Here is a 25881-nt window from a genome sequence, read left to right as displayed (position 1 = left end):
GGAAAGCCCTTTAAGAAGGCTTTTAATCCCGTTCGTCCCCTCCGGAGTCCGGGCCTCCGGCGGGACCATCCGATCCCCCAGGCCGCGGCACCGCGCGCCGGTTCCCCCTGCGCCGTGCCACCCCGTGGGGCACCACCACCTGCATCCCAGGAGGACCCCGTGCAATCCAGACACCGCACTCGCCGGCGGGCACTGCTGCTCGCCGTGGGCGCCGGGGCGACCGTGGCCGCCCTCGCCGCCGGCATGACCACCTCGGCCTTCGCGGCCACCGTCTTCACCGACAGCTTCAGCGACGGCGACACCGCCGGCTGGTCCAAGTCCGGCGGCACCTGGGCGGTCACCGACGGCGCCGTGCACCAGTCCAACGCGGCCAGCGAACTGGCCCGCCTCTTCGCCGGCCAGACCGGCTGGACCGACTACCAGGTGCAGGCCCGGGTACGGCCGGGCGGCTTCGGTTCGTCCAGCGCCCTGGTGGGCCTGGCGGCGCGGGCCAGCGGCAGCACCAAGATGTACCGGTTGGCCCTGCTCGGCAACGGCCGCGCCGAACTCCAGGCGGTCAACGGCAGCCAGATCGCCGCGATCGGCTCGGCGTCGATCGGGGTCAGCGCCGGCACCTGGTACACGCTGCGGATCGAGGCCAGCGGCAGCACCATCCGGGGCTTCGTCAACGGCACCCAGATCGCCGCCGGCAGCAACGGCCTGGTCGGCGCCGGCCGGATCGGCCTGGTCACCGCGTACGCCAGCGGCAGCTTCGACGACGTCACGGTGGACAGCTCCGGCGGCTCGACGCCGACCACCCCGCCGGGGACCACCGCCCCGCCGACCACGCCCCCGCCGACCACACCCCCGCCCACCACGCCCCCGCCGGCCGGCTGGCCGACGCCGACCGGCAGTGTGAAGGTGGACGCCACGATCCGGGTCTCGGGCACCTTCGACGGCGGCCTGCGCCGGTACTACGGCATCGGCGACGGCGGGCAGAGCGAGAGCCAGGACCCGATGTTCGTGCTCGCGGCCGGGGCCACCCTGCGCAACGTCGTCATCGGCGCCCCGGCCGGCGACGGGGTGCACTGCGAGGGCAACTGCACGCTGGTCAACGTCTGGTGGGAGGACGTCGGCGAGGACGCGGCCACCTTCCGCGGCGGCACCACCTACACCGTCGACGGCGGCGGCGCCCGGTCCGCCTCCGACAAGGTCTTCCAGCACAACGGTTCGGGCACCGTCCACATCCGCAACTTCCGGGTGGAGAACGCCGGCAAGCTCTACCGGGCCTGCGGCAACTGCTCCACCTCGTACCAGCGGCACGTGGTGATGGACAACGTCACCGCCACCTCCACCAAGGTGCTCGCCGGCATCAACACCAACTGGGGCGACACCGCCCGGTTCAGCCGGATCACCATCCTCAACGACCCGGACCGGCGGACCGTGATCTGCGAGAAGTACATCGGCGTACCCAAGGGCGACGAACCGACCAAGATCGGCGAGGGCGCCGACGGGGTCAACTGCTTCTACGCCAGCTCCGACATCACGTACCGCTGACCGCCCCGACGGCCCCGCGGACCCCACCGGCCCGCGGGGCCACCGGCGCCGGCAGGCTCGCCCGGTGCGGGCGGGTCAGGCCAGCACCGGCACCCCGGTCACGTCCACCGTCTCCGGGTACTTCAGGCCGGCGCCGGTGTTGAGCACCACCACCCGCTCGCCGGCCCGGATCCAGCCGCCGGCCCGCAACTGCCGGGCGGCGGTCAGGCAGGCGGCGCCCTCCGGGCAGAGCAGCAGCCCCTCCCGGGCGGCGAAGTCCCGCAGGTCGGCCAGGATCTCGGCGTCCTCGACCGCCACCGCGGTGCCGCCGCTGGCCCGCAGCGCGGCCAGGATCAGTTCGTCGCCCAGCGGGGCCGGCACGGTGATGCCGAACGCCACCGTTTTCGCGTCCGCCCAGGGCTGGGCGCGTTCCTCCCCGGCGGCGAAGGCCCGGACGATCGGTGCGCACCCGGTCGACTGGACGGCCACCAGCCGGGGCAGCCGGTCACCGATCCAGCCCAGCTCGCGCAGCTCGTGCAGCGCCTTGTGGATGCCGATCAGCCCCACCCCGCCGCCGGTCGGATAGATGATCACGTCGGGCGCCTGCCAGCCGAGCTGCTCGACGATCTCGTACCCCATGGTCTTCTTGCCCTCGAGCCGGTACGGCTCGCGCAGCGTGCCCGCGTCGAACACCGCGCCCGCCGAGCTCGCCACCAGCTCGGCGACCAGCCGGCCGGCGTCGCTGATCAGCCCGTCGACCAGGCGCAGGTCGGCGCCGGCGGCCACGCACTCGCGCCGGCAGACGACCGGCGCGTCCACCGGCATGACCACCGTCGCGCGCAGCCCGGCCCGCGCGGCGTAGGTCGCCCAGGCGGCGCCCGCGTTGCCGTTGGTCGGCATGGCGATCCGCTCCACGCCCAGCTCCCGGGCCCGGCTCACGCCGACCGCCGCGCCGCGCGCCTTGAACGACCCGGTCGGGGTCAGCCCCTCGTCCTTGACCAGCAGCTCGGGAATGCCGATCTCCGCCCCGTACGCCGGAGCGCGCAGCAGCGGCGTCCAGCCCTCGCCCAGCGTGGTCACGTGCCGCGGGTCGGCCACCGGCAGCAGCTCGCGGTAGCGCCACAGGTCGGCCGGGCGCAGCCCGAACCGTTCCGGGGTGACCACCTCGGCCACCGCTGCCAGGTCGTAGCGGGCCAGCACCGGTGACCCGCAGTCGCAGAGGTTGCGCGGCTTGCCGGCGTCGTGTTCCCGGCCGCAGCGTGGGCACTCCAGATGGGTCAGGTACACGTCGCTCCTCGCCGTCTCAGCTGGTGTCGATGCTCAGCCAGCGCCGGCTGCGTCGGCCTGGCTCGTAGACCGAGTCGAGTCGCTTGGCCACCACCCCGGGCAGCCCCTGCTCGCGCGCGGTCCGCAGGGCCTCGGCGCCGGTGCCGGGAAACCAGGGCGGAGTCTGCCAGTGCGCTCCGGTCAGCGCCAGACCGTCGAGCAGCTCCCGGCGTTGGGCGTACGGCAGCTCGACGCTGCCCACCCCCTCCAGCCAGAGCAGGTCGAAGATCAGGTACTGGGCGTCCGCGGTGGCCCGGCCGCCGCGCGCCGGCCGGACCCGCCCGGCGCGGTCGATGCGCACCAGCACCCCGTCCAGCACGGCCTCGGTGGGGGCCAGCTCCTCGGCCATGTCCCGCAGCCAGGGGTACGTCCCGGTGATCTCCTCGTCGGTCTCGGATAGCAGCCGCAGCCGCCCGCCGGAGACGTACGCGACCGCTCGCACCCCGTCCCAGCGCAGCTCGTAGCCCCACTCGTGCTCGTCCCGGGGCAGCTTCCCGCCCGGGCTGGGGAGCATCGGGCGGACCAGCTCCGGCATGCTGGTCCAGCCCTCCGGGGCCGGGTCGGTGCGCCGGACCATCCAGTCGCGGCCCGCCTTGCCGCCGGTGGCGAAGAGGACGTACCGGCCGCTGGTGCGCTCGCCGTCGAGCACGACGATCACCTCGTCGTCGTGCCACTTCTCGGCGCGGTACGTGCCCCGGTCGTGGATGGTCATCCGGCCGCCGCCGTACTCGCCGGCCGGGATCTCACCGTGGAAGGTGAGGTACTCCATCGGGTGGTCCTCGGTGTGCACGGCGAGGTGGTTGCGGCCGGGCTCCCGGGGCAGGCCGCGCGGCACCGCCCAGGAGGCGAGCACCCCTTCGTGCTCCAGCCGCAGGTCCCAGTGCAGGCTGCGGGCGTGGTGCTGCTGGATGACGAAGCGGGCGGTGTCGCCGGTCGGCTTCTTCCGCCGGGGGGCGCGCCGCGGCACCGGCTCCGGGGTGCGTGCCGCGTCCCGCTTGCGCCGGTACTCCTCCAGCCGGTCGGCCACACCCGCATTCTCCGGCAATCCGGCCCGGGCCGCCGGACGCCGGTGCCGACCCGCCGCCGACGACCCGGATGCCCGGTTTCCGGGCATGTCGCGGGCGATCACGGGTAGAACCGTCGGCATGGATCTCGATCAGCCCACCGTTCCGCTGCCCGGCGAGGTGCGGATGCCGCTGCTCGGCTTCGGCACCTGGCAGGCCACCGGCAAGGCCGGCTACGACGCCGTGCTGGCCGCGCTCGACGCCGGCTACCGGCACATCGACACCGCCACCATGTACGGCAACGAGGAAGAGGTCGGCCGGGCGGTGCAGGAGAGCGGGCTGCGCCGCGAGGACGTCTTCCTCACCACGAAGCTCCCGCCGGAGCGGGTGGGTCGGGAGCGGGAGACCATCGAGGCGAGCCTGCGCGCGCTCGGCACCGACCACGTCGACCTGTGGCTGGTGCACTGGCCGCCGTCGAACCCGGCGGACAGCATCCCGGTCTGGCGGGAGCTGCTGGCCGCCCGCGACGAGGGGTTGGCCCGCGCGGTGGGGGTGAGCAACTACAGCACCGCGCAGATCGACGAGCTGATCCAGGCCACCGAGGAGAACCCGGCCGTCAACCAGATCCCCTGGAGCCCCTTCCTCTACGACCGGCAACGGCACATCGAGCACCGCGACCGGGGTGTGGTGCTGGAGGGCTACAGCCCGTTCAAGCGGAGCGACCTGTCCGATCCGGTGCTCACCCGGATCGCCGGGGCGCACGGCGTCTCGCCGGCCCAGGTGGTGCTCCGCTGGCACATCGACCACGAGATCGTGGTGATCCCGAAGTCGGTGACGCCGGAGCGGATCCGGGCCAACGCCGACGTCTTCCAGTTCGCGCTCACCGCCGAGGAGATGCGCGACATCGACGCGCTGGGCGGCACCTGACCGGCCCGGTCGCGGCCGCGCGGTTGCCGTAGGACCCGACCCGCGGCGCGGACCCGGGCCGCCGGCGCCCGCTTCTTGCCAATTTCCTTCAGCCGAAGCAATGGCGATGAAGGGTATCGACATAGACGCTCGTGACGATATACCGTGCCCGTCACGACGATCGTCGATCCGTCGTACCCCTCCGCCCCGCTGAAGGAGCGCCATGGTCACGTCCCGATCCGTCCGTCTGCGGCGCCGAGGTCTGCTCGGCATCCCGGCCCTGGTGGCCGGCGCGCTGACCGCCGTCGCCGTCCGTCCCGCCGCGGCGAGTGCCGCGCCGCTCGCCGCGCCGAAGCCCGAGTGCCTCGCCGACCTGCTCGGGGAGTCCTGATGGCCACCATTCCCTGGCTGGTGGACGTGCTGCGCTCGGCCGGCGTCCAGGTCGTCGTCGAGGGCGACTGGCTCAACCGGATGCGCCCCGGCTCCTTCGACCCGATCGGCGTGCTCTGGCACCACACCGCGGCCACCTCCAGCGCCAGCAACCCGCACCCGGCGCTGAACATCTGCATCAACGGCCGGTCCGACCTGCCCGGCCCGCTCTGCCAGGCGCTGGTCGACTACCACGGCGTCTTCCACGTCATCTCCGCCGGTCGCTGCAACCACGCCGGCACCGCCCGGGCCAGCGGGCCCATCCCGGCCGGCGACGGCAACACGATGCTGATCGGCTGGGAGATCGACTACAACGGCGTCAACCAGGAGATGACCGCGGCGCAGTACAACGCGTCGGTGGCCGCCACCGCCGCGGTGCTGAAGCGGCTCGGCAAGGACTCCAGCTACGCCCGGGGCCACCGGGAGACCAGCACCACCGGCAAGATCGACCCGTCCTTCATCGACCTGAACGTGATGCGGGCCGACGTGGCCGCCAAGATGGCCGGCGGCCCAGTCTGGTCCTCGATCGTGGACAACGCCACCGCCGGCCGGTTCACCGCCAGCACCAACTGGGGTACGTCGTCGTACTCGGGGCAGCGCTACGGCGCCGACTACCGCTTCGCCGACCCGGTCCTGGCCAGCGACGCCGCCTGGTACAAGTTCAACGTCCCGGCGGCCGGCAGCTACCGGGTCGAGGCCTGGTGGCCGGCGAACGCCGGCTACAACTCCGCGACCCCGTACATCATCGCCACGTCGAGCGGGAACCAGACCGTCACCGTCGACCAGCGGGCGACCGGTGGGCAGTGGCGGACGCTGGGCACGTTCTCGCTGCCGGCCGGCGACGCCAACCGGGTCGCGGTGAGCCGCTGGAGTTCGGCCGCCGGCCTGATCATCGCCGACGCCGTCCGGCTCACCCGGGTCTGAACCCGGCGCGGGTGGCGGCCCGGCGCGCTCGCGCGGGCCGGGCCGCCACCGGCCGGTCGTCAGCTACGGGAGCAGGCGACCCCGTTGAGGGAGAAGCTGGTGGGCGAGGAGTACGACCCGCTCAGCGTCCCCTGGTAGCCGAAGCTCGCCGTGCCGCCCGGCGCGATCGAGCCGTTCCAGCTCAGGTTCCGCGCGGTCACCGTCGACCCGCTCTGGCCCACCGTGGCGTTCCAGGCGCTGGTCACCTGCTGCCCGGCGGGTAGCGCGTAGGTCAGCGTCCAGCCGTTGATCGCGCTCGACCCGGTGTTGGTGATCTGCACGTCGGCGGTGAACCCGTTGTTCCACGAGTTGGGCGTGTACTTCACCGCGCACCCCGAGCCGCCGGGCGGCGGCGTGGTCGGCGGGGGAGTGGTCGGCGGCGGCGTGGTCGGGTTGCCACCGCCGTTGACCGCCGCCGAGAACGAGGTCACCGCCAGCCCGACGCCGCCCTGCCAGGGCTCGAAGCCGGCCTGGATGCTGGTCAGGTACCAGGAGTTGGTGATCGCGCCCCGGTTGCGGACGTCGTTGATGAAGTCGAGCACGCTGAAGTTCAGGCTGCTGATCGCCGACGGCGCCACGTACGAGATCACGTTGTTGGAACCGTTGCTGCCCCGCCAGACCTCCCAGGTCCGGCCGGCCAGCGTGGCGGTGCCGACCGGCGAACCGATGGGCTGGATGGAGCCCTGCCGGTTGAGCCAGATCATGATCTCCATCTGGTTCACCCCGTCCCGCTTGGGCGTCGGGTCCAGCCAGATGTCGTACGAGGCGTTGTAGGTGGCGCCGCTGACGTACCGGTAGGTGATGCTGCTGGTGGCGCTGCTGATCTGGCTCACCTGGATCGGCAGGTTGGTGCCGGGGGAGCAGTTGGTGTAGTGGCAGCCCAGGTAGACCGACGGGTACGCGGTGGGCGCGCCGTTGGTGGGGTTGCTGCCGTTCTGCGTGGTGATCTCGAAGCCGGTGTCGGTGACGTTGATGCACTGCTGGGCGGTGGTGCCCCAGCGGTTGTTCTGCACCACGTACCGGCCCTGGATGGTGGTGGAGCCGTACTGCTCGCAGATCTGGGTGTCGGCGGAGGCGGTGCCGCCGAGGGCCACGGCGACGATCGACCCGGCGGCGAGCAGGCCGGCCGCCGCGAGGGCCCGGAGTGGACGTTTCATGATGCTCCTTGGCATACGGCGCATGGACGCCGGACATGTCGGACGGAAACCCGGACGGGAGCGCTCCCACGCTTCGTCGACACATTTACACCTCTGAAACTCCGGCGCAATGGCGCTGCGGTATTGGAGTAGAAGGTGAGGTTTGTCACGCTGGGACCGCGCGGTCGGCGGCGATCCGCCGGCCGACCGGGGTGCCGTCGCCGACGAGTGTCACGCGTGGACCGATTTGACTCTGGTGCGAGTCGGTAGCGCCGAGTAGTGTCTTGCCTCCAACGCGTGCCGAACCCCTCCGGAGGCGTACACCACCATGGGTGGCTCTCCCCTGCGCATCCTCGTCGTCGGCGCGGGCATCGCCGGTCTGGCCGTGGCCCGGGCGCTGCGGATGGCGGGCTTCCGGCCCGACGTCACCGAGAAGCTGCCCCCGGGCGAGCTCACCGACACCGGCCTCTACCTGCCCGGCAACGCCGCCCGCGCGCTGCGCCGGCTCGACCTCGACGGCCCGGTCCGCCCGCTCGGCCAGGTCATCCACCGGCAGCGGTTCCTCGACGCCGCCGGGGCCCCGCTCTGCGAGGTCGACCTCGACGCGCTCTGGGCCGGCGTCGGCGAGTGCCGGGCGCTGCCCCGGGGCGAACTGCACCGGGTGCTGCTCACCGGGGCCGGTGGCGCCGTCCGGCACGGCGCCGAGGTGCGCACCATCGACCTGCTGCCGGACGCGGTCGGCGTCACCTTCGTCGACGGCACCAGCACCGAGTACGACCTGCTGATCGGCGCGGACGGCCCGCGCTCGTCGATCCGCACCCTGGCCGCCCTCGGCGGTCCGCCGCGCCCCACCGGGCAGGTGGTATACCGGGCAGTGGTCCGCGACGGCCCCCCGGTCGCCGAGTGGACAGCGCTGCTCGGGCAGCGGGCCGGCTTCCTGGTGGTGCCGATCGGCGCCGGACGGCTGCACTGCTACGCCGACGAGACCGGCACCGAGCCGCCGGCCGACCCGGTGGCGCGGCTGCGCGAACTCTTCGGCTCCTACGGCGGGCCGGTGCCGGAGGTGCTGGACTCGCTGGAGCACGTGCACGTCGGGATCACCGACGAGGTCGAGCTGGGGCGCTGGTCCCGGGGCCGGGTGCTGCTGGTCGGCGACGCCGCGCACGCCACCGCGCCGACGCTGTCCCAGGGCGCCGCGATGGCACTGGAGGACGCCGTGGTGCTCGCCGAGTCGCTCGGCGCGGCCGGCAGCGTCGACGCCGCGCTGACCGCGTACGAGAGTCGCCGGCGGCCGCGTACCCGATGGGTGCGGGACCGGACCCGGGACCGCAACCGGACCCGGGACGTCCCGCCGGCGCTGCGCGACCCGCTGCTGCGCGGCCGCGGCGGCCGCATCTTCGGCGAGCACTACCGGCTGCTGCTCGGCCCGCTGTAACGGATCGACGCAGCGGACCGGGACGCCGGCCGGTGGCCGGTCGCCGGGCCGGGTGGCGGAGGGTACCCGCCCACCCCACGCGGCGCTGCCACCTGCCGGGGACTATCCTCCTTGCGGATGACGGCTCGCAGACAACAGCGCGTGCCGAGCGGGACAACCCAGAACCGGAGGCCACTCGTGACCACCGTCGCACCCAAGCCGGTCGTGACCCGGCCCTGGCCGGTCCGAGCGCCGGTCAGGGGTTCGGCCATCGCGCGGCTGCTGCGTACCACGGACGCGAAGCAGATCGGGATCATGTACATGGTCACCGCGTTCGTGTTCTTCATGATCGGTGGCCTGATGGCCCTGTTCATGCGGGCCGAGCTGGCCCGGCCCGGGCTGCAGTTCCTGTCGCCCGAGCAGTACAACCAGCTCTTCACCATGCACGGCACGATCATGCTGCTGTTCTTCGCGACGCCGATCGTGTTCGCCTTCGCCAACTACGTCGTGCCGATCCAGATCGGCGCCCCGGACGTCTCGTTCCCGCGGCTGAACAGCTTCGCGTACTGGCTGTACCTGTTCGGCGGCACGATGGCCACCGCCGGCTTCCTCACCCCGGGTGGCGCCGCCGACTTCGGCTGGACCGCGTACACCCCGCTGAGCAGCGTGGAGCACTCGCCCGGCGTCGGCGCCAACATGTGGGTGATGGGTCTGGCGATCTCCGGTCTGGGCACCATCCTCGGCGCGGTGAACATGATCACCACGATCCTCACCCTGCGCGCGCCCGGCATGACCATGTTCCGGATGCCGATCTTCACGTGGAACATCCTGATCACCAGCCTCCTGGTGATCCTGGTCTTCCCGCTGCTGGCCGCCGCGCTCTTCGCGCTCGCCGCGGACCGGCTGCTGGGCGCCCACGTCTACGACCCGGCGACCGGCGGGCCGATGCTCTGGCAGCACCTCTTCTGGTTCTTCGGCCACCCCGAGGTGTACATCATCGCGCTGCCGTTCTTCGGCATCATCAGCGAGATCATCCCGGTCTTCTCCCGTAAGCCGATCTTCGGCTACAAGGGCCTGGTCGCCGCGACCATCGCCATCGCCGGTCTGTCGATGAGCGTCTGGGCGCACCACATGTTCGCCACCGGCCAGGTGCTGCTGCCCTTCTTCAGCTTCCTGAGCTACCTGATCGCCGTGCCCACCGGTATGAAGTTCTTCAACTGGATCGGCACCATGTGGCGCGGCCAGATCAGCTTCGAGTCGCCGATGCTCTTCTCGATCGGCTTCCTGGTGACGTTCCTCTTCGGCGGCCTCACCGGCGTGCTGCTGGCCAGCCCGCCGCTGGACTTCCACCTGCACGACAACTACTTCGTGGTGGCGCACTTCCACTACGTGCTCTTCGGCACCATCGTGTTCGCGGTCTTCGCCGGCATCTACTTCTGGTTCCCCAAGATGTTCGGCCGGATGCTCGACGAGCGGCTGGGCAAGGTGCACTTCTGGCTCACCATGATCGGCTTCCACACCACCTTCCTGGTGCAGCACTGGCTGGGCAGCGAGGGCATGCCCCGCCGGTACGCCGACTACCTGCCCAGCGACGGCTTCACCACGCTGAACATGATCTCGACGATCGGCGCGTTCATCACCGGTATCTCGACGCTGCCGTTCATCTACAACTGCTGGAAGTCGTACAAGGCCGGCCCGGTCGTCGAGGTCGACGACCCCTGGGGCCACGGCAACTCCCTGGAGTGGGCGACCACCTCGCCGCCGCCGCTGCGCAACTTCGACCGGATGCCCCGGATCCGCTCCGAGCGGCCGGCGTTCGACCTGAAGTTCCCCGAGCTGGCCGCCGGTGGCCAGAGCCTGGCCGGCCCGCCCGAGGGCGGCGCCAAGCCGCTGACCAGCGAGTCGGACGGCGGGGCCAGCTACCGGGAGGACGTCGCCAGCGACGTCGACCGCAACTGACCCTCAGCTCCACGGACGACGGGCGCCGCTCCCCACCCGGGGACGGCGCCCGTCGCCGTTCCCGCCCCGGCCACCCGCCCTGGTCGGTCCGGACCGCCCCTCCTCGTCGGTCCCGGCCACCCGCCCGGGTCGGTCCGGACCGCCCCTCCTCGTCGGTCCCGGTCGCCCGCCCTGGTCGGTCCGGACCGCCCGCCCCAGGTCCGCCCCGGCCGCCCGCCCTGGTCGGTCCGGACCGCCCGTCCTCGTCGGCCGGGCCGTCGCGGGTGTGCGGGCGCCGGCGCGGTCCGGTCGGCCTTCGGCCTCTTCCGCCCCGGGGATGGTGGCCCGGTTTTTCGAGTTGCGGCGGGTCGGGGTGCGGGCCGGGTGTCCCGGTGGGCCCTCGGACGTCGGATCGGGCCGGACCGGGCGGAGATCGACTCCGCATCGGCGATATGGGGGCATCCAGCTCGCCGGGATGCCGCCACCTCGGCGATCTGGAGTCGATCAAGGGTTCCGCACGCCGGACGCCTGGTGGGCCGCCCGGCAGCCCGCGTCCCACCGGCGCTACCTGACCGGACGCCGGCGGCGCCACGCTCGCCCTGCGCCACGGCACCCGTGGGTCATCCGAGGCCGGGCCGCGTGAGATCCACTCGGTGTGCGGCATGTCGGGCTGTCACCGGCACGTCACCACCCTGACCTGCCGCACACCGAGCCGATCACCCCGCCACCGGCGACGAGACCCGGGCCGGCGTCCGGCGGTGGCGCGGTGGGCGCCGCTCCCCGGCCAGGTCGGTGCGGAAGACCGGCGGCCGGGTTGCGGAGCCGGTCGCCGGCCGGAGCCGGTCGCCGGCCGGAGCCGGTGGCCGGCCGGAGCATCGCCGGCACCGGCCGGGGGTCAGCCGGCACCGGCCGGGGGTCAGCCGGCGGTGGCCGGGGCGAGTTCGGCTTCCGGGGCGTCCGGCACCGACAGCGCCACCGCCCGGCGGCGGCGCAGTTCGATCGGGAGCACCACCAGCGCCACCAGTGCGCCGATCGCGCCGGTGACCGCGAAGCCCCACCACGGGGCCTGCGCGTCGATGACCGCGCCGGCCAGCGGGGCGCCGACCGCGATGCCGACGGTGACCGCCGAGCCGTGCAGGCCCATCGCCTCGCCCCGGACCGCCGCCGGCGCGAGCCGGCTCACCGCGTCCGAGGTGGCCGCGATGGTGGGGGCGCAGAGCAGGCCGGCCGGGATCAGCGCCAGGCCGAGCAGCCACCAGTGCGCGCCGCCCAGCCCGATCGGGATGGTGAACAGGCTGAGCGCGGCCATCAGCGCCAGCGGGGAGACCGAGCGGCTGGCCGCGCCGTACGCGAAGCCGCCGACCAGCGAGGCGACCGCCCACATGGCCAGCACCGCACCCGTCCAGCCGACCTCGCCGCTCTCCCGGAGCACCGCGATCACCGCCACGTCGGTGCCGCCCAGCACCAGCGTGCCGGCCGTGCTCACCGCCAGGACGGCGAGCATCCGCGGGGTGAGCCACTCCCGCCGGGGGACGCGCACCCGTGGCCCGGTGGCCTCGCTGGCGGCCCGGATCGGCGGGTTCTGCAGCCAGAGCCCGATGCCCGCGGCGACGATCCCGGCGCCGACGAGGTAGAGGGTGGTGCGGGCGGAGATCGTCGCGACGGCCGCGGTGGCCAGCGCCGGGCCGACCATGAACGACAGCTCGACGGACATCGAGTCCAGCGCGTAGGCCGGGCGGCGCCGCTCCGCCGGGACCAGCGCGGCGATGGACTGCCGGATCACCGAGAAGATCGGCAGGGCCAGCGCCCCGGCCACGAAGGCGGCGGGCAGCAGCAGCGGGTACGACAGCAGCGGTGCCGTGGACCAGAAGACCGCCTCGGCGACCCCGGTCAGCACCAGCACCGGCCGCAGGCCGCGGCGGTCCACCAGCCGGCCGAGCAGCGGGCCGCCGATCGCCGCCCCCACGGTGATCGCCGCGCCGACCAGGCCCGCCGCGCCGTACCCCCACCCGAGGTCCTGCACGACGTAGAAGGTCAGGGTGATCCCGGTCGCGGTGAGCGGGACGCGCGCGAGCACCGCCACCAGCAGCAGCGACCGGAGTCCGGGCAGGGCGAGTGCCTCCCGGTAAGGCTTAAGGTTCACGACGGTCCGTACCTCCGCCGGACATCCTCGACCGGGGGTACGACACCCGCCAACCGATTACCGCCTCATGCGGCCCTGATCACAGGCTTTCCGCGCAGGTTGACCCCGGCGCCCTCCAGGGACCGCAGCGCCACGTCGGTGGTGTCCGGGGCCACCCCGGCGGTCAGGTCCAGCAGCACGGTGGTGTGGAAGCCCTCCTCGGCGGCGTCCAGCGCGGTGGCCCGCACGCAGTGGTCGGTGGCGATCCCGACCAGCTCCACCGTGTCGACCCCGTGCCGGCGCAGCCAGTCGGCCAGGCACTCGCCGGAGTCGGTGTGCCCCTCGAAGCCCGAGTACGCGGCCGCGTGCTCGCCCTTGTGGAAGATCGCCTCGACCCGGTCGGTGGCCAGGTCGGGGTGGAACTCCGAGCCCGGGGTGCCCACCACGCAGTGCCGCGGCCACGAGTCCACGAAGTCCGGCGGATCGCCGAAGTGCGCGCCCGGGTCGACGTGGTAGTCCTTGGTCGCCACCACGTGGTCCCAGCGGTCCGGCTCCTCGGCGAGCAGCCGGGTGACCCCGGCCGCCACCCCGGCCCCGCCCTGGACCGCCAACGACCCGCCCTCGCAGAAGTCGTTCTGCACGTCGACGATGATCAGCGCCTTGCCCACCGGGTGCTCCTCTCCTCGGTTCGGTCCGCGGTACGACTGGCCGGCTCAGCTCGCGGGGACGACGGTGACCGGCACGGCCGGGTCGCCCGCGGAGAGCTTCAACCCCTCCCAGGGTATGGAGATCAGGCACTGCCGCAGGTGCTCCCGCGATTCGTCCAGGGTCGGCAGCTCGACCGGCTCGCCTCCGGTGAGCAGTGGCCGTTGCAGCAGCCGGTCGTTCGGTTGCCGGTCCGGCTCGCCCTGCGGGACGATGACCTCCTCGGTGGCGGTGCCGGTCGGCTTGTGCCGGCGGACGGCCACCTTCCGGCCGCCGATGGTGGCCTTCTGCTCGGAGCGCTTCACCACCGCCCGGCCGTCGACCTCGACCAGCTTGTAGACCAGGCCGGCGGTCGGCGCGCCGGAGCCGGTCACCACCGAGGTGCCCGCCCCGTACATGTCGACCGGCTCGGCGGCGAGCGCGGCGATCGAGTACTCGTCCAGGTCACCGGAGACGATGATCTTCGTCTCGGTGGCGCCGAGCGAGTCGAGCAGCTCCCGGGACTGCTGCGCGATCACGGCCAGGTCGCCGGAGTCGATCCGGACCGCCCGCAGCTCCGGCCCGGCCACGGCGATCGCGTTGCGGATGCCCTGGGTGATGTCGTACGTGTCGACCAGCAGCGTGGTGTCCTTGCCCAGCGTGGCGACCTGCGAGGCGAACGCGGCCCGCTCGTCGTCGTGCAGCAGGGTGAACGCGTGCGCCGCGGTGCCCGCGGTGGGGATGCCGTACCGCTGGCCGGCGGCCAGGTTGGAGGTGAACCGGAAGCCGGCCAGGTACGCGGCCCGGGCGGCGGCGACCGCCGCCTCCTCGTGTGCCCGGCGCGAGCCCATCTCGATCAGGGTGCGGCCGCGGGCCGCGGTGACCATCCGGGCGGCCGCCGCCGCGACCGCGCAGTCGTGGTTGAGCACCGAGAGCACCAGCGTCTCCAGCACCACGCACTCGGCGAAGCCGCCGGAGACGGTGAGGATCGGCGAGCCGGGGAAGAAGAGCTCGCCCTCGGCGTAGCCGTGCACGTCGCCGGTGAAGCGGTAGTCGCGCAGCCAGGCGGCGGCCTGCTCGTCGACCACCCCGGTGCGGCGCAGGAAGTCGACCTCGTCGGCGTCGAAGCGGAAGTCGCGGATCAGCTCGACCAGCCGGCCGGTGCCGGCGACCACGCCGTAGCGGCGGCCGGTGGGCAGCCGCCGGGTGAACACCTCGAAGACGCAGCGGCGGTCGGCGGTGCCGTCGCGCAGCGCGGCGCTGATCATGGTCAGCTCGTAGTGGTCGGTCAGCAGCGCGGGGCGAAGGGTGCTCACCGCCCCAGCCTAGAGTTCACTCCGGTTCGCCGTCCTCGTGGCCCGGCATCGCCCGCAGCGCGGCGCGCAGTTCGGCACGGCCGGTCACGCCGAGCTTGCTGTAGATCCGCTGGAGGTGGTTCTCCACCGTGCGGGCCGAGAGGAAGAGCTGTTCGGCGATGGCCCGGCTGCTCACCCCCGCCGCGGCGAGCCGGGCCACCTGCCACTCCCGTTCGGACAGCGACGGCATGCCGGCCTGCAACGCCGGGGTGCGGACCAGGTCGCAGCGGTCGAGCAGGGCGGCGAGCCGTTCCCGGGCGGCCGCCGCGGCCGGGGACCGTTGCTCGCGCAGCCGGCGCAGCGCGGCGGCGGTGGCCTCGGCGGCGTAGACGGTCAGGTCCAGCGCGGCGAACCCGTCGGCGACCGCCAGCAGTTCGTCGGCGGAGCCGCCCGCGGCGGCCCGGGCGTGCCGGGCCAGCAACGGCGGCAGCATCCCGTCCACCCGCTCGGAGAGTTCGGCCAGCCGCTGGGCCACGGTACGCCGGCTGCCGTCGGAGCAGGTCGGGCCGATCTGGGCGTCGGCCTGGTCGAGCCGGACCAGGTCGTGCAGCACGTGCACCTCGTGGCCGGCGAAGCCGTCCGTGCGCAGCCGCTCGGCCAGCGAGGTCAGCTGCTTGACCGCGCCGGAGGCGTCGCCGCCGGCGGCCAGCACCGCGCCGCGGGCCTGCTCCAGCCACGGGTAGAGCACCGCCATGCCGGGGGCGTGGGTGCGGTCGGCCTCGGCCATCGCCTCGGCCGCCTGCGCGGCGTCGCCCCGCAGCGCCGCCGCCTGGGCCCGCTCGGCCTGCGCCAGGCCGGCGTAGACCCGGCTGGTGGCCAGCACCGCGCAGGCGCCGAGGCTGGTCCGCAGCGCCTCGTCGCTGCGGCCGCGCAGCCGGGCCGCGTACGCCTGGAGGATGGCCAGGTAGCCGGTGCCGAGCCGGAAGTCGCCCGCGCCGGCCAGGTCGGCGAACTCGTCGGCCACGATCGCGTCGATGCCGGCCAGGTCGCCGGCGAGCGCCAGCCGGGTGCCCCGGGCCAGCTCCAGGGCGAGTTGCAGGTACGGCATGTCGGCCCGCCACCGGGCGGCCTCGGCCTGCACCTGGTTGATCGCGGTGGCGCTGCGGCGCAGCTGGCCCTGCGCGGCCTGGAGGTAGGCGATGGTGCTGCGGGCCAGTTCCCGGGCCGCGACGCTGGCCGCCGGGCGGTCGAGCACGGTCCGCCCGAGCCGCAGCGCGATGCCGGTGTCCAGCCGGTGCAGCCGCATGATGCCCTCGAAGGCCAGCACCCGGGCCTGGTCGGCGGAGTCCTCCAGGGCCGCCCCGCGGGCCGAGATCTCCTCCACCGTGGACTCCCGGCTCAGCCCCCAGTAGCTGACCATGCCGCGTACCGTGAGCCAGCGGCTGAGCCGCCGGTCACCCTGGATGTCGGCGGAGACCGCGTCGAGCACCGCGATCGCCTCGTCCGGCCGGTCGGCGAACATCAGGATGGTGGCCAGCAGCTCCGCGGCGTCGAACCCGCCGCCAGCGTCCAGCGCCGCGCGCGCCAGCCGGGTCGCCAGCGGTACGTCGTACCGGGCGAACGCCTGCCCGGCCGCGTCGAGCAGCATGGCCGGGTCCTGCGCGGTGCCCGAGTCGAGCCGCCAGACGGCCACCCGGAGCAGGTCGTCGCGGCGGCGCTTGCCGACCTGCTCCAGCAGTTCGGCCAGCCGGGCCTGCAACCGGCGGGTCCGGCTGACCGGGCACTGCCGGCGCATCACCTCGCCGTAGAGCGGGTGGGCCAGCCGGACGTTGAGCCGCCGGTCGTGCTGGACCATGCTGATCAGCCCGCGCTCCTCGGCGGTCTCCACGTCGGCCGGGTCGACGGCCTGGTTGAGCAGGTGCAGGCCGAGCGGCTCGCCGAAGGCGACCAGCTCCACCACCGCCCGTACGCCCGGGGTGAGCTGGCCGATCCGGGTGTCGATCAGGTCGGTCAGGCTGGGTGCCAGCTCGAACCGGCCGGTCCACTTCCAGATCCCGTACGTGCGGGTCAGCTCCCCGCTGCCGGCGGCGGCGTGCACCAGCTCGCGCAGCAGCAGCGGGTTGCCGGCGGAGAGCCGGCCGAGCCGGTCGGCGGAGGCGGCGTCGACCGGGCCCTCCAGGATGGCGGCGAGCAGCCCGGCGGTGTCGGCCGGCGCCATCGGGCTCAGTTCGGCGTGGTCGACCAGGTCGTCGGTCCAGAGTGCCCGGATCGGCAGCGGGATCTGCTCGCCGTTGCGCAGCGTGCCGATCACTATCGCGTTCTCGGCCCGGGCGACCAGGTGCACCAGCGCGGCCGACGGTGGATCCAGCAGGTGGGCGTCGTCGATGGCGAGCACGATCCGGCGGCCGGCGGCCTGCTGTTGCAGCACGTCGACCGCCCAGCGCAGGATGCCGGCCGGGGAGAGGCCCTGCGGCTGCTCGGCCGGGAGCACCTGCACCAGCCCGCCGAACGGCAGCGCGGCCGTGGTGGCGCTGGCCGCGATGGACCAGATCGCGTACCCGTCACGGGGGAGGGCGGCCACCCCCTCGCGCAGCAGCCGGCTCTTGCCGATCCCGGCGCTGCCGCTGAAGAAGATCCCGCGCCCCTCCGTGCCGGTCACCGCCGACAACAGACGGTTGAGCTCATCTGTTCGGCCGACGAAACTCCACCGACTCATCCGGGCAGCATATCGACCGGATTCCGTCCGCGTGCAGATCGCTACGCACCGAAGTTGAGTAATCTCGTGATTACTGCTGAGTATCCGAAGTGTTCCGCCGGGGGGCCGGGTCGCCCGTACTCTTCCGGCATCCGGGTGTCATAACCGGATTTTCCACGCGACCGGTTGCCGCCGGTCGCCCGCACCGGGAGGCCGCGTGACGATACCGGGTCCTCTCCCCTCGGTCGACACACCCGACGACATGGCCGGGCCTGCCGACCTGCCACGGGGTGGGCCGTTGCCCACCCGGATCGGGGTGACCGAGCCGGGCCCGCACGAGCCGCTGGCCGTGGTCGCCGTCGGGCCCGCCGACGCCGGCCGGCCGGAGGTGCTCGCCCGCCTGCTGCGGGTGCACCGGGTCATGCTCGCCGTGCCGGCGGGCAGCTGGTTGGTGGTGCGCCACGCCCGGGTGTCGACCCGGGCCGCGTACGTGCCCGGCTACCGGCAGCCGCACTCCTACGGCGCCGACCCGCTCGCCGCCGGTCCGGCGCTGGCCCGGCCGCCGCGCCGGGTGGAGTTGAGCCTGCCGGATCCGCTGCTGCGTCACTTCAACGTGGTCGACACGCCCGACACCGGGGCACTCGGCGCGGCGGGCGGTCGGCTGCTGCTCGACGCGGTCGGCCGGGCCGGGGCGCTGCTCTTCGTGATCGCCGCCGACCAGGCGTTCACGGCCGCCGAACTCAACCTGCTCGCCGAGGTCGCCCGGGCCCGGGTCGAGGTCTTCTTCGCGGTCACCCCGGGCGCCACCGGCTGGGCCCCGGTGCCTGACGGCGCGGCGACGACGGAGGACGCGGGGGCGTCCGTCCCGCCGGCCGGCACCGGGGCCGCCCCTCACGGTCCCGGCGCCGAGACGGTCGACCCGGTCGCGGTCACCGTCGCGGCGCACCGCGCGGCCCTGCTGGCGGCGGTGCCCCGGCTGGCCGACGCCCGCTGGTTCCCGGTCCGCGACGACGACGGTGCCGACCTGCGGCGGGCCCTGGTCGGCTGGGCCGCCGACGAGGGGCTGCGCCGGGCCAGCTCGGAACCGCCGGTGCTGCCCGGCGCGCAGGGCCGGGTGCCGGTGCTCGCCGAGCCGGGTGACTGGTCCGAGGGGCTCGACCGGCGGGCCCGCTCGTGCGCCCGGCGGATCCGTCAACATCTCGCGCTGGAGTTGGCCAACACCCACCTGCGGGTGGTGCAGGAGATCGTCTTCGGGGTCGGCTGCGCCGGCCTGCCGCAGCTGCTCGACCGCGAGATGGAAGCGCTCTCGCTGCTGGCCACCACCCAGTGCGACCAGGCCGTACGCGGCATCGTCGAGGAGTGCGCCGGGCTGGTCTTCGGCGCGCCGCTGCCCGAGGGCGTCCGCCGACGGATCCTCGGCGCGGTGCGCTGGGGTCTCGCCGACCACCCCGCCGGCCAGGACCTGGACCGGGTGCTGCTGGTCACCAGCACGGCCGGGGTGGCCGGGCTGACCGGCGCGGCGGCGATCGACGCGCTGGCCGGCTATCCCGGCGCGGCCCGCACCGAGGTGCTGCCGCCGGTGGCGGTGGCCCTCTCCGGCGGCTGCTGGCAGCACTGGCGCAGCCCCGGCAACGACGACGCCAACGCCGCCCGCGCCTGGGCCCAGCGGGCGCTGCGCGAGATCGAGCTGGAGCTGTCCCGGGAGGTCTCCCGGCGGTTCGAGGTGGTCCGCCTCTCGCTTTCGGCGGTGCTGGCCGATGCGGTCGACCACGGCATCCTGCTCGCCTGACGGCGTTCCCGCCGCCCCGGTCGGCCGCCCCGCCGGGGGTGCGGCCGGCCCCTCCCGACGCGCGCCGGAGGCGGTCGCGCACGGTGATCCGCGCCGGGCCGGCGTTCCGGTTCCTCGGTTCGCCGAAAGCGGTGGCACGATGGGGGGCATGACGGCTCCGCAGGTTGCACCGGTCGAGACGCCGGACACCGAAGAGGTGCCGGCTGCCGACCGGCCGTGGGTGACGATCGTGTGGGACGACCCGGTCAACCTGATGACGTACGTGACGTGGGTCTTCCAGAAGCTCTTCGGCTACAGCCGGGAGAAGGCCGAGCGGCTCATGCTCGACGTGCACCACAAGGGGCGGGCGGTGGTCTCCAGCGGCGCCCGCGAGCGGATGGAGCACGACGCCTCGCAGTTGCACGCGTACGGGCTCTGGGCGACGGTGGACCGCTCGTGAGCGCGCGGAGTGAGCCGGGTCTTCGTGCCCCGCAGTCGCGAACAGGGATGGTGCCGTGAGCATGTTCCGCCGCCAGGGTGGCCGCTACGTCGCCACCTTCGCCGCCGACGAGGTGCGGGTGCTCCGCAAGGTGGCCTCCGAGGTGGTCGGGCTGCTCACCGACGGCTTCGACCACTCCGACCCGGTGGTCTCCCGGCTCTTCCCCGAGGTCTACCCGGACGACCCGGGCGGCACCGCCGAGTTCCGCCGGTACACCGAGGGCGACCTGAAGACCGCCAAGATCGACCAGGCCGGCGCGATCCTGGCCGCGCTGCCCGGCGAGACCGGCGGCGAGGTCCGGCTCGACGCCGAGGCGGCCGAGGCGTGGCTGCGCGCGCTCAACGACGCCCGGCTGGCGATGGGCGTACGGCTGGAGATCAAGGACGGCACCGACCTCGGCGAGGAGCTCGACGACGCGGTGGCCGAGGATCCGACCTCCAGCCGGGTGTTCCAGCTGTCGGTCTACGCGTACCTCGGATATCTCCAGGAGTCGCTGCTCAACGCCTTGATCGACTAGGCGTGACCGGCACCACCTTAAGCTGCCGGCCAGCACGCGTTAGGCTGGAACGCGTGCTGAGCATCGACCGGTCGATCGTCGACGCGATCGTCGCCCACGCTCGTCGGGACCACCCCGACGAGGCGTGCGGCGTGGTCGCCGGTCCCGCCGGCAGCGACACCCCCACCCGGCACATCCCGATGGACAACGCCGCCCGCTCGATGACGTTCTACGAGTTCGACTCGATGGAGCAGCTGCGGGTGTGGCGGGAGATGGACGACCGGGACGAGGAACCGGTCGTCATCTACCACTCGCACACCGCCACGGAGGCCTACCCGTCGCGGACGGACGTCTCCTTCGCCGGTGAGCCGGGCGCGCACTACCTGCTCGTCTCCACCCGAGAGCCCGACACCGAGGAGATCCGCTCGTTCCGGATCGTCGACGGCGTGGTGACCGAGGAGCCGGTGCGGATCCTCGACGCGGGGGTGGACCCGCATGCCGTGCAGTCCTACATGTTCGGGCAGAGCCCGGCGACGGTCGACTACGAGTGTTCCGGCCGCTGATCCCGGCGCCGTAACACCCGTCCACGTCCCGTCACCGTCCGGCACACCCGACAGAGGAGCACGACAACCATGGCCATCGAGGTTCGCATCCCCACCATCCTGCGCAGCTACACCGGCGGCGCGAAGGTCGTCGAAGGCACCGGCGACACCCTTGGCGACCTGCTCGCCGACCTGGACTCCCGGCACGCCGGGCTGCGCGGCCGGCTGGTCACCGAGGCCGGCGCGCTGCACCGCTTCGTCAACGTCTACGTCAACGACGAGGACGTCCGGTTCCTCGGTGCGCTGGACGCCAAGCTCTCCGACGGCGACAGCGTCACCATCCTGCCGGCCGTGGCCGGTGGCGCGTTCGGCTTCGCGGCGGCCGCCGCGATCGCCCAGCACGCGCTCGCCACGCGGGCCGGCGGCCGCATCCCGACCGCCCGCTGAGGCGGCCGCCGTGGCGCGGTACGACAGCCTGCTGGACGCCTGTGGCGGCACGCCCCTGGTCGGGTTGCCCCGGCTCTCGCCGACGGTGCCCGACGGGGCGCCGCCCGTGCGCCTCTGGGCCAAGCTGGAGGACCGGAACCCGACCGGCAGCATCAAGGACCGGGCGGCCCTGTTCATGGTCCGCGCGGCGGAGGAGGCGGGCCGGCTCCGGCCCGGCGACACCATCCTCGAACCGACCAGCGGCAACACCGGCATCTCGCTGGCCATGGTGGCGAAGCTGCGGGGCTACCGGCTGGTCTGCGTGATGCCGGAGAACGTCTCGACCGAGCGGGTGCAGCTGCTCCGGATGTACGGCGCGGAGATCATCTTCTCGCCGGCGGCGGGCGGCTCCAACCAGGCGGTCGCCACGGCCAAGCAGATCGCCGTCGAGCACCCCGACTGGGTGATGCTCTACCAGTACGGCAACGAGGCGAACGCCCGGGCGCACTACGAGACCACCGGGCCGGAGCTGCTGCACGACCTGCCCACCATCACCCACTTCGTGGCCGGCCTGGGCACCACCGGCACGCTCATGGGCACCGGGCGCTACCTGCGTGAGAAGGTCGACGGCATCCAGGTCGTCGCCGCCGAGCCGCGCTACGGCGAGCTGGTCTACGGGCTGCGCAACATCGACGAGGGCTACGTGCCGGAGCTGTACGACGCGACGGTGCTGTCCCGCCGCTTCTCGGTGGGCACCCGGGACGCGGTGCTGCGTACCCGGCAGCTGGTGGAGGTGGAGGGCATCTTCGCCGGGTTCTCCACCGGCGCCATCCTGCACGCCGCCCTGGCGGTGGCGCACGAGGCGGTCCGCGACGGCCGGCGGGCCGACGTGGCGTTCGTGGTCGCCGACGGCGGCTGGAAGTACCTCTCCACCGGCGCCTACGGCGGCACGCTGGCCGACGCCGAGGACGCCCTGGAGGGGCAGCTCTGGGCCTGATCCGGGCGGGTTCGGCGGCGGGGCCACCGGCGGGGACGCCGGTGGCCCCGGCGTGTCCCGGCCCCGGGCCGGAGTGGGTGTCACGTTGGTGACAACTTCCAGCGGATCATTCTTGCCCGTGGGCGCGCCAGCGTAGGCTGCGCAGCGTGGCGTACGCGTCGGTAGAGATCATCGGCGGAGCGCGGGCCGGCGCGGGCACTACGCAGCGTGACAGCGAGACAACCTCATGCGACTGACGGTGCTGGGCTGCGCCGGGAGCTTCCCCGGGCCCGAGTCCCCCTGCTCCGCCTACCTGGTCGAGGCCGAGGGCTTCCGGCTGCTGCTCGACTTCGGGTCCGGGTCGCTCTCCACCCTCCAGCGCTACGCCGGGCTGAAGACCCCGAACGCCGTCCTGCTGAGCCACCTGCACTGCGACCACATCCTCGACGCCGCGTCGTACGTGGTGGTCCGCCGGTACGCCCCGGACGGCCCGTACCCGCCGCTGCCGGTGTACGCCCCGGCCGGCGCGCCGGACCGGCTCTCCGCCATCTACGGCCAGGACGACGGCACGGTCGAGGACGTCTACCAGTTCTACGCCCTGGAGCCCGGCACCTTCCCGATCGGCCCCTTCACCGTCACCGTCGACCGGGTCAACCACCCGGTCGAGACGTACGGCGTCCGGCTGGAGCACGGCGGCCGGGTGCTCTGCTACTCCTCCGACACCGCGCCCTGCGACGCGCTGCTGCGGCTGGCCCAGGACGCCGACGTCTTCCTCTGCGAGGCCAGCTACCTGGACGGCGTGGACAACCCGCCGGATCTGCACCTGACCGGCCGGGAGGCCGGCGAGGCGGCGACCAAGGCGGGCGTGGGCCGGCTGCTGCTGACCCACCTGGTGGCCGCCTGGGGCAGCGAGGCGCACACCGTCGCCTCGGCCGCCGCCGCGTACGCCGGCCCGCTCGAGGTGGTCCGCCCCGGCGCCAGCTACGAGGTCTGACCGGGCACGCTGCGGCCCGGTCGGGACACCCCGGGACAGTTCGATCACCGCATTGCATAGGGTGCAGGCATGGCGCGACCTGACGGGCGGCGGCCCGACCAACTCCGACCGGTGACGCTGACCCGCGGCTGGAGCACCCACCCGGAGGGCTCGGTCCTGGTGGAGTTCGGCGACACCCGGGTGCTCTGCACCGCCAGCGTCACCGAGGGGGTGCCCCGCTGGCGCAAGGGCTCCGGGCTCGGCTGGGTCACCGCCGAGTACGCGATGCTGCCCCGGGCCACCAACACCCGCTCCGACCGGGAGAGCGTCAAGGGCCGCGTCGGTGGGCGTACCCACGAGATCTCCCGGCTGATCGGCCGCAGCCTGCGGGCGTCCATCGACCTCAAGGCGCTCGGCGAGAACTCGATAGTGCTCGACTGCGACGTGCTCCAGGCCGACGGCGGCACCCGGACCGCCGCGATCACCGGCGCGTACGTGGCCCTGCACGACGCGGTGACCTGGCTGGCCGAGCGCAAGGCGCTGGCCGGCAAGGTGGAGAAGGTGATGCACCGCTCGGTGGCCGCGATCAGCGTCGGCGTGATCTCCGGCGAGCCCCGGCTGGACCTCAACTACGCCGAGGACGTGGCCGCCGAGGTCGACATGAACGTGGTCTGCACCGGCAGCGGCGAGTTCGTCGAGGTGCAGGGCACCGGTGAGGCGGGCGTGTTCGCCCGTGAGCAACTCGACGCCCTGCTCGACCTGGCCGTGGCGGGGTGCGTGGAACTGGCCGAGGCTCAGCGGAAGGCGCTGTCATGAACAAGGTCCTGCTCGCCACCCGTAACCGCAAGAAGCTCATCGAGCTGCAGCGGATCCTCGACGGCGCGCTCGGCGCGCACCGGATCGCGCTGCTCGGGCTGGACGACGTCGAGGAGTACCCGGAACTGCCGGAGACCGGCCTCACCTTCGCCGAGAACGCGCTGATCAAGGCCCGGGAGGGCTGCCGGCGTACCGGCCTGCCGACCGTCGCCGACGACTCCGGGCTGGCGGTCGACGCGCTCAACGGGATGCCCGGTGTGTTCAGCGCGCGCTGGGCCGGCCGGCACGGCGACGACCAGGCCAACCTCCAGCTGGTGCTGGACCAGATCGGCGACGTGCCGGACGAGCACCGCGGCGCGTCCTTCGTCTGTGCCGTGGCGCTGGTCCTGCCGGGCGGCAAGGAGCACCTGGTCGACGGCCGGCAGCCCGGCCGGCTGCTGCGGTCGCCGCGCGGCGACGGCGGGTTCGGCTACGACCCGATCTTCCTCGGCGACGGGCAGGACCGCACCAACGCCGAGCTGACGCCGGAGGAGAAGGACGCGATCAGCCACCGCGGCAAGGCCCTGCGCGAGCTGGCCAAGCTCGTCGCCAAGGTCCTCCCGCCCACCACCTGACCGCCGATCGCTCAGCGGTGCCGCAGCGTGGTCAGGTCGCCCAGCTCCCGCACCGCGACCCGGTCCTCCACGGCCAGTACGGTGAGCATCCGCTCCACCTCGGCCAGGGTTGCGTACCGCCCGACGGACACGGCCGCCTCGGTGTCCAGTTCCTCCACCCAGAGGCCACCGGGCTGCCAGGTGGTCTGAACACAGCCGCCCGAGCGGCCGACGCAGGTGATGAAGTCGTAGCTCAGCGGGCGCATGGCCCGCACCAGGGCCAGCACCTCCGCCAGGTCCATCGGTACGTCGCGGTCGGCGCCGCCGGTGTGCTCGGCGGACACCTCGAGGAAGCCGACCGGGGCGGGAGCCGACACGCCGCCCGCCGGCAGGCCCCGCAGCCGCCGGACCAGCTCGATGCCGTCGTACCGGCCGACGGTCAGCTCCGGCACGCCCGGGTCGGCGTACGCCCCGACCAGGGTGTCGCCCTCGCGCCGGACCGTCACGGACCGCCCCTCGTAGGTGAGGCACACCGGGACGGCGGCGGGCAGCCACGGCAGGTGAAGGGCGGTGAGGCGGCTCGCGGGCGTCGGCCCGTCCCCGGCGGCGTGCACCCCGGTCCACCCGCCGAGCAGCTCCACGTCGACATCGATGTCGTCGTCCACCATGGCTGGTACGGCGGCGAGCCGCCCCACCCGACGCCGCCGCCAGACCATCGGCACGTGGATACGGTTGCCCGCCTCGCCGTCCCACCGCACGGTGAGGCCCTCCGCCCGCAGGGCCGCCGCCACCTCCTCACCGACGGCGGCCGACGGCGGCTGTTCGAACCGCCCGTACGCGATGTGCACGCCCTCCCCGTCGACGCCGCCTTCGGCGTCCTGCCGGTGGTAGAAGGCGTAGCCGCGCGGCGCGATCGACCGCGGCACGTCCGCGCCGATCTCGCTGAGGCCGCAGTTCTGACAGCAGGCGAAGTTCTCCCGGGCGACGATTCCGGCGGCGGTCAGCGCCCGGAAGGCGGCGGTCAGCCGGTCGCTGTCGGTCAGCTCCGGCCAGCTCTCCTGCGCGGCGAGGTGCGCCCTCAACTCCTCGCCCACCACCGGCCAGGCCAACTCGGCGACCAGGGCCGGATCTGCCTCGCCGTCCAGGTACTCCACCGTCCCGGCGACGAGGGCCGCCGCCGGCAGCTCGGCCAGCGCCACCTGGCGGCGGACGAAGGCGCGGATCTCGTCGTCGAGCGTGCGCCGCTCGACGTTCGGTACGTGGGGGGCATGGGCGTCAGCCGTCGGCACGGCGTAATCGTCGGTCACGGGGGCGAACGCTAGCAACGGCCACCGACAGCGCCCCACCGGCTCGGGCCGGTGGGGC

At 73.7% G+C, this 25881-nt stretch carries 23 protein-coding genes; 15 read left to right on the top strand and 8 right to left on the bottom strand.

Annotated features, from left to right (window positions below):
* Positions 1-159 precede the first annotated feature (159 nt).
* On the top strand, positions 160-1536 hold the full coding sequence (locus SM577_RS08510) for a pectate lyase (protein ID WP_302917944.1): 1377 nt from the start codon (positions 160-162) through the stop codon (positions 1534-1536).
* A 75-nt stretch (positions 1537-1611) separates the two neighbouring features.
* On the opposite strand, the gene SM577_RS08505 is transcribed toward SM577_RS08510, so the two are convergent.
* Together SM577_RS08505 and SM577_RS08500 are read right to left on the bottom strand one after the other, a co-directional pair.
* Positions 1612-2802, bottom strand: coding sequence for a threonine synthase (locus SM577_RS08505; RefSeq protein ID WP_474580520.1), 1191 nt, complete (start codon positions 2800-2802; stop codon positions 1612-1614).
* A 16-nt stretch (positions 2803-2818) separates the two neighbouring features.
* Positions 2819-3868, bottom strand: a complete 1050-nt coding sequence (locus SM577_RS08500; RefSeq protein WP_302917942.1) for a DNA polymerase ligase N-terminal domain-containing protein — start codon at positions 3866-3868, stop codon at positions 2819-2821.
* A gap of 118 nt (positions 3869-3986) precedes the next feature.
* Between SM577_RS08500 and SM577_RS08495 the strand changes: the two genes are divergently transcribed.
* The 3 genes from SM577_RS08495 (at position 3987) to SM577_RS08485 (ending at position 6104) form a co-directional block, all read left to right on the top strand.
* Positions 3987-4772, top strand: coding sequence for an aldo/keto reductase (locus SM577_RS08495; protein WP_302917941.1), 786 nt, complete (start codon positions 3987-3989; stop codon positions 4770-4772).
* A 202-nt stretch (positions 4773-4974) separates the two neighbouring features.
* Entirely contained in the window at positions 4975-5142 is a 168-nt protein-coding gene (locus tag SM577_RS08490; RefSeq protein ID WP_302917940.1) for a hypothetical protein, read from the top strand.
* Positions 5142-6104 (top strand): golvesin C-terminal-like domain-containing protein, encoded by a 963-nt coding sequence (locus tag SM577_RS08485; RefSeq protein WP_302917939.1) that lies wholly within the window; start codon positions 5142-5144, stop codon positions 6102-6104. Before SM577_RS08490 ends, SM577_RS08485 begins: the two co-directional genes overlap by 1 nt.
* A gap of 59 nt (positions 6105-6163) precedes the next feature.
* On the opposite strand, the gene SM577_RS08480 is transcribed toward SM577_RS08485, so the two are convergent.
* Positions 6164-7300 carry a glycoside hydrolase family 12 protein gene (locus SM577_RS08480; protein ID WP_474586612.1) on the bottom strand — a complete coding sequence of 379 codons (1137 nt, stop codon included), beginning with the start codon at positions 7298-7300 and terminating at the stop codon, positions 6164-6166.
* 307 nt (positions 7301-7607) lie between these two features.
* On the opposite strand from SM577_RS08480, the gene SM577_RS08475 reads away from it, so the two are divergent.
* Together SM577_RS08475 and ctaD are read left to right on the top strand one after the other, a co-directional pair.
* Entirely contained in the window at positions 7608-8714 is a 1107-nt protein-coding gene (locus SM577_RS08475) for an FAD-dependent monooxygenase (protein WP_302917937.1), read from the top strand.
* Between the two features lie 177 nt (positions 8715-8891).
* Positions 8892-10652 (top strand): aa3-type cytochrome oxidase subunit I, encoded by a 1761-nt coding sequence (gene ctaD / locus SM577_RS08470; RefSeq protein WP_302917936.1) that lies wholly within the window; start codon positions 8892-8894, stop codon positions 10650-10652.
* 895 nt (positions 10653-11547) lie between these two features.
* Here the strand turns inward: ctaD and SM577_RS08465 are convergent.
* From SM577_RS08465 to SM577_RS08450, 4 genes are all read right to left on the bottom strand, one after another.
* Positions 11548-12774, bottom strand: a complete 1227-nt coding sequence (locus SM577_RS08465) for an MFS transporter (protein ID WP_474586611.1) — start codon at positions 12772-12774, stop codon at positions 11548-11550.
* Between the two features lie 65 nt (positions 12775-12839).
* On the bottom strand, positions 12840-13421 hold the full coding sequence (locus SM577_RS08460; RefSeq protein WP_302917934.1) for an isochorismatase family protein: 582 nt from the start codon (positions 13419-13421) through the stop codon (positions 12840-12842).
* A gap of 45 nt (positions 13422-13466) precedes the next feature.
* Positions 13467-14753 (bottom strand): nicotinate phosphoribosyltransferase, encoded by a 1287-nt coding sequence (locus tag SM577_RS08455; RefSeq protein ID WP_474586610.1) that lies wholly within the window; start codon positions 14751-14753, stop codon positions 13467-13469.
* Between the two features lie 16 nt (positions 14754-14769).
* Positions 14770-17448, bottom strand: coding sequence for a helix-turn-helix transcriptional regulator (locus tag SM577_RS08450; protein ID WP_474580524.1), 2679 nt, complete (start codon positions 17446-17448; stop codon positions 14770-14772).
* Positions 17449-17689: 241 nt separating this feature from the next.
* Between SM577_RS08450 and SM577_RS08445 the strand changes: the two genes are divergently transcribed.
* The 9 genes from SM577_RS08445 (at position 17690) to rdgB (ending at position 24537) form a co-directional block, all read left to right on the top strand.
* A complete protein-coding gene (locus tag SM577_RS08445; RefSeq protein ID WP_474580525.1) occupies positions 17690-19216 on the top strand; it encodes a P-loop NTPase family protein in 1527 nt (508 codons plus the stop codon).
* 148 nt (positions 19217-19364) lie between these two features.
* Positions 19365-19655, top strand: coding sequence for an ATP-dependent Clp protease adapter ClpS (clpS, locus tag SM577_RS08440; protein WP_088995710.1), 291 nt, complete (start codon positions 19365-19367; stop codon positions 19653-19655).
* Positions 19656-19716: 61 nt separating this feature from the next.
* Positions 19717-20211, top strand: coding sequence for a DUF2017 domain-containing protein (locus tag SM577_RS08435; RefSeq protein WP_302918720.1), 495 nt, complete (start codon positions 19717-19719; stop codon positions 20209-20211).
* A 53-nt stretch (positions 20212-20264) separates the two neighbouring features.
* The gene (locus tag SM577_RS08430) at positions 20265-20753 is read left to right on the top strand and encodes a M67 family metallopeptidase (RefSeq protein ID WP_088995708.1); all 489 of its coding nucleotides are present in this window, start codon (positions 20265-20267) and stop codon (positions 20751-20753) included.
* Positions 20754-20822: 69 nt separating this feature from the next.
* Positions 20823-21179, top strand: coding sequence for a MoaD family protein (locus SM577_RS08425; protein WP_088995707.1), 357 nt, complete (start codon positions 20823-20825; stop codon positions 21177-21179).
* 10 nt (positions 21180-21189) lie between these two features.
* Positions 21190-22155 carry a PLP-dependent cysteine synthase family protein gene (locus SM577_RS08420; RefSeq protein WP_302917930.1) on the top strand — a complete coding sequence of 322 codons (966 nt, stop codon included), beginning with the start codon at positions 21190-21192 and terminating at the stop codon, positions 22153-22155.
* A gap of 226 nt (positions 22156-22381) precedes the next feature.
* On the top strand, positions 22382-23128 hold the full coding sequence (locus SM577_RS08415; protein WP_302917929.1) for an MBL fold metallo-hydrolase: 747 nt from the start codon (positions 22382-22384) through the stop codon (positions 23126-23128).
* 69 nt (positions 23129-23197) lie between these two features.
* Positions 23198-23923 (top strand): ribonuclease PH, encoded by a 726-nt coding sequence (gene rph, locus SM577_RS08410; RefSeq protein ID WP_302917928.1) that lies wholly within the window; start codon positions 23198-23200, stop codon positions 23921-23923.
* The gene (gene rdgB, locus SM577_RS08405; RefSeq protein ID WP_302917927.1) at positions 23920-24537 is read left to right on the top strand and encodes an RdgB/HAM1 family non-canonical purine NTP pyrophosphatase; all 618 of its coding nucleotides are present in this window, start codon (positions 23920-23922) and stop codon (positions 24535-24537) included. The genes rph and rdgB overlap by 4 nt, the downstream gene beginning before the upstream one ends.
* 11 nt (positions 24538-24548) lie before the next feature.
* On the opposite strand, the gene SM577_RS08400 is transcribed toward rdgB, so the two are convergent.
* Positions 24549-25823, bottom strand: coding sequence for a DUF6891 domain-containing protein (locus tag SM577_RS08400; RefSeq protein ID WP_474586609.1), 1275 nt, complete (start codon positions 25821-25823; stop codon positions 24549-24551).
* Between the last annotated feature and the right edge of the window lie 58 nt (positions 25824-25881).

This window comes from Micromonospora desertarenae (genome assembly GCF_056150265.1).
The sequence above is the reverse complement of the archived record's forward strand: the minus strand, read 5'-3'. Positions and strand labels throughout refer to the sequence as shown.